Genomic DNA, 12,205 nt, shown 5'->3' on the forward strand with positions numbered 1-12,205 from the left:
TTAATTAATATTGATATTTAATGCGAAGAAAAGAAGAGTACTAAATGAAATTTTCTAAAGAGAGCTAGAATAGGTGAAAACTAGCGAAAAAGAAGTTTAGGAACATGGTCTTGGAGCAGATTTTCTGAAGTGTAGTCACCAAGGAAAATAGGGAAGTCCCCCTTATAGGACAAAGTAATAAAGGCTAAGGCTAAGTTACTTATTGAGGTGTCTACTGTGAAGTAGATATGAATTAGAGTGGTAACACGTATATAACGTCTCTATGTAGAAATATTTCTGCATAGAGATTTTTTTTAGACTTAAAGCCAAAAGATATAATAAAAATACAATAATTTTAGGAGGAAGAAATATGACAAAGAAACCATTTTATATTACTACACCAATATACTATCCATCAGCTAATCTTCATATAGGAAATACTTATACAACTGTGGCAGCTGATGCTATAGCGAGATTTAAAAGATTTACAGGTCATGAAGTAATGTTTTTAACAGGAACAGATGAACATGGTCAAAAGCTTCAAAGAATAGCTGAAGACAAGGGCGTTAAACCAATAGAATACATAGATGAAATAGTATCTGGAATTAAAGATCTTTGGAAGCTTATGGACATTAGTTATGATAAATTTATTAGAACTACTGATGATTATCATAAAAGCTCTGTACAAAAAATATTCAATCAGCTATATGAACAAGGAGATATATATAAAGGCTCTTATGAAGGTTGGTATTGTACACCTTGTGAAGCTTTCTGGACAGAGACTCAAGCAGTAGATGGAAAATGCCCAGATTGTGGTAGACCAGTAGAAAAGGCAAAAGAAGAAGCATATTTCTTCAAAATGTCTAAATATGCAGATAGACTTTTAGAGTATATAGAATCTCATCCAGACTTTATACAACCAGAATCAAGAAAAAATGAAATGGTAAATAACTTCTTAAAACCAGGATTACAAGATTTATGTGTATCAAGAACATCTTTTGATTGGGGAATACCGGTTGAGTTTGATAATGGTCATGTAATTTATGTTTGGATAGATGCTCTTTCAAACTATATAACTGCATTAGGTTATAACCAAGAAAACACGGAGCTTTATAAGAAGTTCTGGCCAGCAGATGTACACTTAATAGGAAAAGATATATTAAGATTCCATACTATATATTGGCCAATTATGTTAATGGCATTAGGATTAGAGTTGCCAAAACAAATATTTGGTCATGGATGGCTTTTAGTTGATGGTGGTAAAATGTCTAAATCTAAAGGAAATGTAGTAGATCCAGTGATACTTGTAGATCACTTTGGAGTAGATGCTGTAAGATATTACCTACTACATGAAATACCTTTTGGTTCTGACGGACTTTTCAATAATGAAATATTCATAAAGAAAACTAATTCAGATTTAGCTAATGACCTTGGAAATTTAGTTTCAAGAACTGTAACTATGGTAGAGAAATACTTTGGAGGAGTAATTCCAGCTCCAGATGTTAAGGAGGCTATCGATGAAGCGTTAATTTCCGTTGCATTAGAAGTACCTAAGAAGGTTGAAGCTGAAATAGAGCATTTAAGAGTTTCTGATGCACTAGATCTTATATGGACATTAATTAGAAGAACCAATAAGTACATCGATGAGACAACTCCTTGGATATTAGGTAAGGATGAAAACTTAAAAGGAAGACTTGCTACAGTTCTTTATAACTTATGTGAAAGTTTAAGAATAATATCTTCTTTAACTTCAGCATTTTTACCAACAACAAGTGCCAAAATAAATGAGCAATTAAATATTTCTAATTTTACATGGGAAAGTTTGACTTCTTTTGATGGTACTGTTGCAGGAACTAATGTTAATAAGGGCGCTGTAATATTCCCAAGAATAGATGTGGAAGCTAAAATAAAAGAACTTGAAGAAATCGCTGAAGCAGCTAAAAAAGCTGCACAAAAAAGAGAAATAACTCCAATAAAGGAAGAAATAACTATAGATGATTTTGAAAAAATTGACCTTAGAGTAGTTAAAGTTTTAGAATGTGAGCCAGTTAAGAAAGCTAAAAAACTTTTGAAATTTAAGGTAGATATGGGTGGAGAGATTCGTCAAGTTATATCAGGTATTGCAATGCACTGCAAGCCAGAAGAGTTAATTGGAAAGAACGTAGTCTTAGTTGCTAACCTTAAACCTGTAACTTTAAGAGGTGAAATATCTCAAGGTATGATTCTTTCTGCAGCTACAGATGATGATTCAAAATTATGTGTAGTAGATCCAGGTGACATTGAATCAGGTTCAATAGTACGATAATAAAAAAAGTTACATCCTTTGGATGTAGCTTTTTTTATTATATAATTAAAGGTAAATAAATCATTGGGGGAATTATATGGGAAAGGTAAGAATAACTGTTTTAGAAAGTAAGTGTAGGTGTGGATATCATAAAAAAGGAGACATATATGAAGTGGAAGATATTTGTCCTCCTATTTGTCATGAATTGTGGCAAAATATTTATCCAAGTGTATATACTTTACTTAATGGAGGAGATTTAGATTTTGGAGATGAACGTAGAAAGATGTTTCAGCTTTCATGTCCAGATGGAGGAAGGGTGAAAGTTAAGGGAGAAGTTATAGAATAAAAAAATAGAGGCCTGAGTATTTAGAAAAATTCAGGCTTTCTATTTTTGAAATATATTGGTTTAACATTACATAGATGGCATAATAAAAGAGCTTCTTTAAAATTGTTATTAATAGCAGAAGGGGTGTGGGAATCAGAACCAATAGTTATATACTTTCCTCCTAATTCTTTATATCTACTATAGATTTTTTTTAGATTATCAAAGGTTACATTGCTTTTTATTCTACGAGTATTTATTTCCATAGCAGTATTAGTATCAATACAAGTTTTTATAACACTATCTATTAAATCATTATATTTATCATAGTAAATCTCACTATCACTTACAGGTGCGTATCTGGATATATAATCTATATGACCTAAAGTATCTATGTAAGGATGAGTTTTTATACAGTCACAAATTTCTTGAAAGTACTTAATTAGAACTTCTCTATAGGATAAGCCTTCATAAATATCCCAGTATCCAATATCAATATTGCTTATTGTATGCTGAGAACCTATAACCTGATCAAAGCCATAGGAATTTATAAGCTTTTCATTATCTTCTTTATAATCTAGAGACATTCCAACTTCTATACCTAATAATAGATTATTACTTCTGTATTCTCCGTATTTTTCAAAATAATCATCTACATTAAAACGAAATCCAGCTTCCTTAGGATAATTTAAATCCATATGGTCTGTAATAACTAAACCTATGTTGTGTTTACCTGCTGTATTAATAGCATCAGTTAGCTTCATGTTAGAATCAGTAGAAAAACAAGTATGTATGTGGCTATCAAAAATCATAAGATTACCCCCTTAAATATTACTATATAATTATAACACAGTATGAAATTTACTCCTTTGGTATCATGAATAAATTTACATATGTTGGATAAAATCTAAATACCTTACTAGCTTTTATATTTATCCGATGACTACCAGTTCTAATACTCTCATCTTTTTTGAAGAGAGAATAAAGAGCTGCTACGTCCCTGGATAACGATTTCCCCTAAAGGACAACGAATTCTAAGTATCAAATAAATTGATACTTAGAATTCTATTAGTAACCTTCAAAGGGAGTAAAAAACTCCCTCTGAAGTAAAGAACTCTGTTTATTAGTGAATTTTAGCTATGGACAAAGATTAATTTACCATATATGATAAATTAAATGATAAAGATGGAATCGATAAAAATTTAACTTATGAAAGCGGGGATAATATGATATTTGATTCACATGCTCATTATGATGATGAACAATTTGATGATGACAGAGATGTTATTTTAAAAGAGATAAAAGATAAAGAGGTTATAGGCGTAATAAATTGTGGTTCTAGCTTGAAAGGTCTTGAAATGTCTGTAAAGCTAGCTGAAGATTATGATTTCATTTATGCCGCTGCAGGAATTCACCCAGAGAATGCTGATGAATTTAGGGATGAAGTTAAAGAGAGAATACGTAGCTTGGCTAAGGACAAGAAGATAGTTGCAATAGGAGAAATAGGATTAGACTACTATTGGGAAGAAAACCCTTCAAGAGAAGTACAAAAGAAAGTTTTTAGAGAGCAAATGGCTATAGCTAAAGAATTTAATTTGCCTGTTATAATTCATGATAGAGATGCCCATGGAGATACCCTAGAAATATTAAAGGAATTTCCTGATGTAATAGGTGTAGTTCACTGCTTTTCAGGAAGTGTAGAATTCTCTAAAGAATGTTTAAAATTAGGATATTATATAGGGGTTACTGGAGTAGTTACTTTTAAAAATTCTAAGGTTATAAAAGAAGTGGTAAAGGAATTACCCCTAGATAGGTTATTGGTAGAAACTGATTGTCCATATATGGCACCAACACCAAATAGAGGAAAGAGAAATCAATCAAATTATATAAAGTTTATCATAGAAGAAATAGCTAACATTAAAGGTACAAGCAGAAAACAAATTGAAGAAATTACAATATTTAACACAAAAAGCTTGTTTAATTTAAATTAGTGAGGTATAATTTGAAATATAAATTTGAAAGTGTAGTTTTAGATATATTAAATTATAGATATAAATTTCATTAGTTTTTAAGTCAAATGTATATAAAGAATAAATGAACTTATTTTTGCATATGTATAGTATAAACCTGTACTTATCACCCCGGAAAGACTGAAACTAAAACACAGAAAAGCTATTATTTTAATTATTATTTTATTATGCATAGTATGCATTAAGTTCAGTCAATTCAATGATTAGAGTGCTAAATTTGACATAACTATGGTATCTAATATATAATAGCAAAGTACTCTTGTCTGAGGGAGGTAATCTTTATGATGATTAAATTCAAAGATAAATTGAAAAGCAATTTTTCAATTTGGCCAAAGACGGTGTTCGTTGTTGTATTAATTCTATTAAGTGCCGCAGTTACTATTTGGGGGTTAAGGAATACCGTTGAAGTAGTAGTTGATGGTCAAAAAGTAGAAATAACTACATTATCAAAAAATTTAAATACTATACTAGAGAACAACGGCATAACAGTTGCTCAGAAGGATAAAATTTCTGTGGAACTAGACAGCGAAGTTAATGATGGTGACATAATTTATATTAATAAGGCAGTAGATGTAGAAGTAATGGTAGACGGAAAAAACTTATCAATAGCATCAGCAGAGAAAACAGTAGAAGATATGTTAGAAGCTGAGAATATTAAAATAAGTCAAGAGGACAAGATAGTTCCGTCTATGGATGAAAATCTACAAGCAGGTATGACTGTTGAGGTTACAAGAGTAAAGAAGGAGCTTTTAAAAGAAGTTCAACCAATAGCTTTTGAAACTGAAACAAGAAAAAACTCTGAACTTAACCAAGGAGTAGAAAAAGAAGTTCAAAAAGGCTCTATGGGTGAGAGAACTATCACAACAGAGGTTGTGTATGAAAATGGTAAAGAGGTTAATAGAAGAGTTGTAAAAGAGGTTGTTAGTAAAAATCCTATAAATAAGATAATAGATATAGGAACCTTAGCTGTTGTAAGACCATCACGTGGTGGCAATGCAAAAGACTTTGCATATTCAAGTATGATATCTTGTGTATCAACTGCATATACTTCCGATAGGGGAGATTCAGGTACTATAACAGCAACAGGTACAACTGTTAGACGTAATCCAAATGGATACAGCACTGTAGCTGTAGATCCAAGAGTAATTCCATTAGGAACAAAACTTTATATCGAAGGATATGGACTTGCCATTGCAGAAGATACAGGGGGAGCCATAGTAGGTAATAAGGTTGATGTGTATGTTAATAGCTATGATGAAGCTGTTAACTGGGGAAGAAGACAGGTTAACGTTTATATTTTAAAATAGGAGCATAGGCTCCTATTTTTTTATTTCAGATGCCTAAAATTAAATATGCTATGATATAATTACATTGAGAAATTTTAAAATACAAAGAAATATATAAACAGAGTTCTTAGCTTCTTCGAAGCTTTAGAAATCGTTATCCAGGGACGTAGCTGCTCTTTACTCCCACTTTGAAGAAGATGGGGGGGGTTAGAGCAGGTAGTCATAGGATAATTTTTATATAAAGGTTACATAATATTTTATATAGCATAATGCAGGACGGAGGCTTTTATGATTAAGGAAGTAATAGTGGTAGAGGGACGAGATGATGTGACAGCTGTAAAAAGAGCTGTTGATGCTGAAGTAATATCAGTTAGTGGATTTGGTATAAATAGTAAAGTTATTGAAAGAATAAAAGAGGCTAATAAGAGACAAGGGGTAATAGTTTTAACAGACCCTGATTTTGCTGGAGAAAAAATAAGAAGAATTATAGCTAAAAGAGTCCCTAATATTAAGCATGCTTATATAACTCAAAGTGAAGGAAGAAAAGGTGATAATATAGGAGTTGAAAATGCTTCACCAGAAACTATTATCAAGGCTTTAAATGGAGCAAAGTGTGAATTAAAAGAGCCTAGACATGAGTTTACTATACAAGATATGCACTATTTTAGATTAACAGCAGATAAAGATGCTAAAAAAAGAAGAGATGCTATTGGAAGAGAATTAGGAATAGGGTATAGTAATACAAATCAGCTATTAACTAGATTAAATAATTATGGTATATCTAAGGATGAGTTTGTAGAAGCTATGAAGAAGGTAGATAAGGAGATTTAGTATGGATAAATTAAATACAAAAGAACTAGTTGAAAAATATAATTTTAAGTTTACTAAAAGTTTAGGACAAAATTTTTTAACTGATTACACAGTGCTTGAGGATATTGTAGAAGGTGCAAATATAACTGAGAATGACTACGTAATAGAGATAGGTCCAGGTGTTGGAACTTTAACTAGGGAGTTACTTAAAAGGGCTAAAAGAGTTACTAGTATAGAGTTAGATTCTAGATTAATACCTATTTTGGAATCAGAGTTATCTAGTTATGAGAATTTTAGTTTAATAAATAAAGATGCTTTAAAGGTAAATTATAGAGAACTAATAGGTGAAGAAAAAAGTGTAAAGGTAGTAGCTAATTTACCATATTATGTAACTACGCCTATAATAGCAAATCTTTTAAATGATAAATTAGATATAAAATCTATAACTATTATGATTCAAAAGGAAGTTGCAGAACGAATTAATGGAGAACCAAGTACTAAAGAATATGGAGCATTTACTCTACTTGCAAAGTATTATTGTGATACAAAAATTATAAGGAATGTACCTCCAAGTTGTTTTATACCATCTCCTAAAGTAGATTCTATAGTTATTAGATTAGATAAATTAGATAAACCTAGAGTTGAAGTGAAGGATGAAAAACTTTTCTTTAATATAATAAGGCAGTCTTTTAATATGAGAAGAAAAACTCTATGGAATAGTATGAAGGCTATAGGATTATCTAAGGAACTGCAAGAAAAGGCTTTTGAAGATGCGGGTATTAATCCAACTAGAAGAGGTGAAACTCTAACAATAGAAGAGTTTGCTACTTTAGCAAATAAGATATACGAGATTCGCCTTAAATAGACGAATCTTTTTTCTTATAAAAATAAATAAAGAATATCCTTCATTTTTTATACATAATAGTCATATATTATAATGTATAAATAAAAATGGAGGTAGAGAGTATGCCGTCTAGAAAAAGCTATAATAGATTTTTTATAATATTACAAGAAGATCAAAAAGGATATGGACTAGATTCCAATAAAACACCTTCAGGCTACGCTAAGTTAGAGGTAAGAAATGATAAAGCAAAAGCCTCATTTTATGCTCAAAATCTTAAAAAGCAAAAGGGCCCATACTTTATGATTTTAATAGTTCAAGGAAACAATGGTAATGAACTAATAAATCTTGGTCGAATCAATATAGATGATGGCGGAAAAGCTGATGTTAGCAATGAGTTTGATGCCAATAATTTAGTAAATACAAACATAGGTATGAACAAGGTGCAAGGAGCAGCTATTGGTAAGATAAGTGCAGATAAAGTTATGCCTGTAATGGTAGGGTTTATTGGAGGGGAAGAGCTTAAAAACTGGCAGAACTATCCTCTAGCTAAGAGTGATAGTAATACTGTAAAAGAAAATAATAGTACAACTACACCAGTAAAAGAAACTCCAAAATCAGATAATGGAAATATGAATAAAGTAGTGCCTCAAATTCAAAATACAAATTTAGGGCAGCAAGAAAGTAATGCTGGAATTATACAAAACAACACCAATAATATACAGCAACAAACAGGAATGCCACAAAATATAGGAACTGATAATACAAACATTACTAATACTCCATATGGTGGAATTATTCCTAATATACCTGGAAGTACTTCTACTCCTATTCCTAATATCAATATACCTGGAATCACCCCTACTCCAATGTCTAATACAAGGAGCGATGAAAATTATATAAGTGATGAAGTAGATATTATTGATGTTGAAGAAATTGAACCTTTAGTAAAGAATGATCTAATAAATGAACAATTAGAAAGTAATGATGAAGACTATATTGATGATGAGAATAGAATATTTGAAGAATATGAAAAAGAAATAGAAAGGTTAAAAGATTATAGAAAAAAACACTCTAAAAAGAAGAATAAATATGATGATTGTAAGGTGAAAAAATCATATGATTATGACGATATAGATAAAAAATGTGAAGATTGCAAACCTGAGAAACATAAAAAAAGTGAATGGAATGATAAGGATTATCCAATGGGAACTATGGGTAAATTTTTTAAAGAAGTTATCTATGGCTTAGAAAAGATTGGTAGTAATGAGAATATTAAAAATTGTTTTTGGTACAAAGCTCATGTAAAAAAATTAGAGGATATGTATTGTGTTTATGATTACAATAAATATTCTGTGGTGTTCTACCCTATGATTTGCTATTATCCTTATATATCACGACATGGAAATTTCATGGTTGGATATAAATGTGATGATGAAGGTAATTTAAAATATATTATATATGCAATACCAGGCACAAGAGATTTGGCAGACCAACCATATGAAGGAAAGACTGGTTTCGTAACTTTCATGCCAGATGAAGATAATGATAAAACAGGTCATTGGTTAATGTATTATGATATAAAAGGCAATACTGTGGTTGTACCAGTTAAGAGGTAAGATAATATGTGAATTTAAAACTCCGAATTTTATTCGGAGTTTATTCTATTTTTTGAAAAAGGGACATAGTATATTAATAAAGGGAGGGTAACATATGAAATTAGTAGATGATAATATGAGAAAATTAGGATTAGCAATAATACTAGCAGGGCTTATGATAGTTATATTAGGAGTTGGAAAATATTTTGAAGAAAGTCTAAGAACAGCTACATTAACTCAGAATAGTATGGTTGAATTTAAGCAATATGATATTCTAGATGGTAAAATAAAATATAAGTTGCCTAGTAGCTGGTTAACTACAATAAAAGAGAATAAAGATGATAAAATTGTATACTTAAATGAATTTGTTTCAGATGATGCTAATACTTATGGTTCTATAGAGCTTATAAGTAACAGCGAAGGTGTTAAAGCAACAATAGATAAGTGCATAGCAGATGTAGAGGGTATGGGAATAAAAGACTATAAAAAAGAAAAAGTGAAGATAGATAATATAGAATTAGATTATATTAAGTATGATTTAAAAAGTAGTAAAGAAAATGTAAAAAGAACCTATGAATATTATGTTCCATACGATGATTATGTGGCTAGAATAACATTTATAATTAGTGATAAAAAAGCTAGAGAGAATACACAAGTGGTATTTGAAAATATAGTTAAAACTTTTTCCTTTGAAAAGTAAAAGAGTTATTTGATTTAATGTATAACAACTATTATAATAAAACATATGATAAAGAATGAAAAATTCTAAGAATTTTTCAAGTGGAGGGCAAAGGTGAGAAGAGTAAAAAGTAATTTCATAGTTATATTATTAATAATATCATCATTACTAATTTCCGCTTGTGGTATAAGGGGAAATAGTGATTTTAACTATATGCAAGAAAGGAACATTATGAAGGTTACAATTCAGAGTACTAGAGATAAAAGTTATAAGTTTACTGTTACTGACAAAGATGTAATAAATGATATATATAGTATACTTTCTAGTGCAAGTGTTGTTGAAGAAAAGTCAACTTTAGACCCAGACTATACTCTGGAGATATATGAGAGCCCAACAGAATTTAAGACCTTTAATTATGTAGCTGGACTTGACAAAAAGGATGGGGCAAATCTGTATAATGATGATAATAAGTATATTGTTTCTAAGAGGCTTGATAATGATATCATAAAAAACTTTGCAAATATAAGAAAACCTATCGACTTTGAGTATGTATATTATACTTCTATTTTAAGTTGTATAGATAAGTACGTATCCGCTAATAAAGATGCAGGTAATGTTGGAGTTAATGTATCTAGTGATAATATGGCTGCACGTTTTCAAATATCCACAGAGATTGAGGAATTTAAGAAGAAAGTAAATAAACTTAAATCAGTAACATTCATGGATACCTCTGTTACCAGAGATGATTTTAATGTAGTTATGAATATAAAAACAGAAGGATATACATCTAAGAAATATAAAGGTATTGTTACATTTGAAAAGACTAAAAATGCTTCCTCTACTAGCTATTATATAAGTAACGTTTATGATCGTGGAGAATGGAAGTTTAGCATAAGTGATGAAAAACCGGAAGATTTCTAAAAGTAAAATAAATATAGTAATTAAAAGGATATAGCATGATGATTGAATGATCGTCATGCTATATCCTTTTTAAATTATTTTATATAGAATTATTAGTATAAGGAGCTAATCTTTTTGTAAGACTATTTAAATTTATAACTGAGCATACAGCTATGCAAATTATACAATCTATAAGAATATAAGTACCATTATATACTAGTGAATATACTGCTGGAGTTAAGTTATATTTAGCAGCATAACTTCCCCAAAAAATTATTCCAGCTATGTAATGGAATGTAAATCGTGCAAAGAAAGCAACTATTATAGCTAAATATTTATTTTTCTTAAAAAATCCTGAAAGTCCAATTGCCATAAAAGGCAGAGTATAGTCAAAAAGAACTTGAATGGGGTGAAGAATATATGTAGGTCCTATAACGAAGTTTAATATACCATACACAAAGCCAGTGAACATTCCTATAGTAGGTCCATAAATTAAAGATATTATAATTATAGGTAGCATACTAGCAAGAGTTGCACTTCCACCTAAAGGAAATTCAAAAAATTTGAAAAATTGAAGAATTACCGACATGGCAACTGCTAAAGCTATATGAGTTGTTAACCTAGAAGTAAACTTGATGTGTTTAACTTTTATAAACACACATAATAGAATTAGGACACCAAGTAAGGTGGCAAGAGTTGTCCAACTAGCTAGAATATTTTTCATATTTTCTAAGATATTCATAAAGAGTCCTCCTTAAATTAAGTAGTGCTAAGGACTAATGTTAAAGCAGAAGTTATACTCTGAAAAAAAGCCATGTTCGTAAGAACACGGCTAAATAACTAAGCATTAACTTAAGCTTATTAATCGCTTCCCTACGCTAGCATTATCTAGGTCAGGTAAAGGGTAATGAAAAATCATTTCTCAGCCGGAGCACCCCTAGCACAATATATTATTTTATATTTTCATAATAGCATACATAGTTTTATAGTTCAATAGAGCCCTATATAAACCGAATAAAAATAGAGACCACGAATTTAAATCGTGTCTCTAAAATGATGAATAATACATATTTCTTTAAAATATATATCTATAATTTTGTAACATTTGCTGCTTGAGGGCCTCTATCCCCACTAACTATTTCAAATTGAACTTTTTGTCCTTCATCAAGGACCTTATAGCCATCTCCCGTTACAGCAGAGAAATGTACAAATACATCTTCATGACCTTCCATAGATATAAATCCAAACCCTTTTTCACTATTAAACCATTTTACTGTTCCTACTTCCATATAATCTCCGTTAAGCAACTTAAATAGTTGCACCCTTTTCAACATACTCAGTTTTGCGGTGCTACTCCTGTTGGTCGTGTACTCGAGGGCATCAAATCTTAATATTATTAAGATAAGCACGGAATCTCCTTTCAAAATATTTGACCATATCTAACTTCTTAGATATTAACTATAGTGTTCTCAATTT

The 12,205-nt window shown here is 30.4% G+C and carries 12 protein-coding genes, 1 riboswitch and 1 other annotated feature; of the genes, 9 read left to right on the plus strand and 3 right to left on the minus strand.

Features of this window, described 5'->3' with window-relative positions; translation table 11 throughout:
• Positions 1 to 16: 16 nt before the first annotated feature.
• Positions 17 to 265: a binding site (T-box leader), on the plus strand.
• 84 nt (positions 266 to 349) lie between these two features.
• Both metG and B3086_RS13325 read left to right on the plus strand, forming a co-directional pair.
• Positions 350 to 2,284, plus strand: a complete 1,935-nt coding sequence (gene metG, locus B3086_RS13320; RefSeq protein ID WP_346879785.1) for a methionine--tRNA ligase — start codon at positions 350 to 352, stop codon at positions 2,282 to 2,284.
• 76 nt (positions 2,285 to 2,360) lie between these two features.
• The gene (locus B3086_RS13325) at positions 2,361 to 2,609 is read left to right on the plus strand and encodes a TIGR04076 family protein (protein ID WP_346846945.1); all 249 of its coding nucleotides are present in this window, start codon (positions 2,361 to 2,363) and stop codon (positions 2,607 to 2,609) included.
• A gap of 20 nt (positions 2,610 to 2,629) precedes the next feature.
• Here the strand turns inward: B3086_RS13325 and B3086_RS13330 are convergent, their stop codons facing one another.
• Positions 2,630 to 3,397 (minus strand): histidinol phosphate phosphatase, encoded by a 768-nt coding sequence (locus B3086_RS13330; RefSeq protein ID WP_346879784.1) that lies wholly within the window; start codon positions 3,395 to 3,397, stop codon positions 2,630 to 2,632.
• A gap of 414 nt (positions 3,398 to 3,811) precedes the next feature.
• On the opposite strand from B3086_RS13330, the gene B3086_RS13335 reads away from it, so the two are divergent.
• From B3086_RS13335 to B3086_RS13365, 7 genes are all read left to right on the plus strand, one after another.
• A complete protein-coding gene (locus B3086_RS13335; protein ID WP_346877498.1) occupies positions 3,812 to 4,576 on the plus strand; it encodes a TatD family hydrolase in 765 nt (254 codons plus the stop codon).
• Positions 4,577 to 4,896: 320 nt separating this feature from the next.
• A complete protein-coding gene (locus tag B3086_RS13340; protein ID WP_346879783.1) occupies positions 4,897 to 5,922 on the plus strand; it encodes a 3D domain-containing protein in 1,026 nt (341 codons plus the stop codon).
• Positions 5,923 to 6,189: 267 nt separating this feature from the next.
• On the plus strand, positions 6,190 to 6,732 hold the full coding sequence (rnmV, locus tag B3086_RS13345; protein ID WP_035130849.1) for a ribonuclease M5: 543 nt from the start codon (positions 6,190 to 6,192) through the stop codon (positions 6,730 to 6,732).
• Position 6,733: 1 nt separating this feature from the next.
• The gene (rsmA, locus tag B3086_RS13350; RefSeq protein WP_346846949.1) at positions 6,734 to 7,576 is read left to right on the plus strand and encodes a 16S rRNA (adenine(1518)-N(6)/adenine(1519)-N(6))-dimethyltransferase RsmA; all 843 of its coding nucleotides are present in this window, start codon (positions 6,734 to 6,736) and stop codon (positions 7,574 to 7,576) included.
• Positions 7,577 to 7,677: 101 nt separating this feature from the next.
• The gene (locus tag B3086_RS13355; RefSeq protein ID WP_346879782.1) at positions 7,678 to 9,171 is read left to right on the plus strand and encodes a hypothetical protein; all 1,494 of its coding nucleotides are present in this window, start codon (positions 7,678 to 7,680) and stop codon (positions 9,169 to 9,171) included.
• Positions 9,172 to 9,265: 94 nt separating this feature from the next.
• The gene (locus B3086_RS13360; protein ID WP_346846951.1) at positions 9,266 to 9,850 is read left to right on the plus strand and encodes a hypothetical protein; all 585 of its coding nucleotides are present in this window, start codon (positions 9,266 to 9,268) and stop codon (positions 9,848 to 9,850) included.
• A 93-nt stretch (positions 9,851 to 9,943) separates the two neighbouring features.
• A complete protein-coding gene (locus B3086_RS13365; RefSeq protein ID WP_346846952.1) occupies positions 9,944 to 10,750 on the plus strand; it encodes a hypothetical protein in 807 nt (268 codons plus the stop codon).
• Positions 10,751 to 10,829: 79 nt separating this feature from the next.
• On the opposite strand, the gene thiT is transcribed toward B3086_RS13365, so the two are convergent.
• Positions 10,830 to 11,471: an energy-coupled thiamine transporter ThiT gene (gene thiT, locus B3086_RS13370; RefSeq protein ID WP_346846953.1), complete on the minus strand. Its 642-nt coding sequence runs from the start codon at positions 11,469 to 11,471 to the stop codon at positions 10,830 to 10,832.
• 111 nt (positions 11,472 to 11,582) lie between these two features.
• Positions 11,583 to 11,678, minus strand: a riboswitch (TPP riboswitch).
• 139 nt (positions 11,679 to 11,817) lie between these two features.
• Positions 11,818 to 12,018 (minus strand): cold-shock protein, encoded by a 201-nt coding sequence (locus B3086_RS13375; RefSeq protein ID WP_346847425.1) that lies wholly within the window; start codon positions 12,016 to 12,018, stop codon positions 11,818 to 11,820.
• Positions 12,019 to 12,205: the final 187 nt, after the last annotated feature.

This window comes from Clostridium sp. UBA871, from assembly GCF_002295255.1.
In the GTDB taxonomy this organism is placed as follows: domain Bacteria; phylum Bacillota; class Clostridia; order Clostridiales; family Clostridiaceae; genus Clostridium_J; species Clostridium_J sulfidigenes.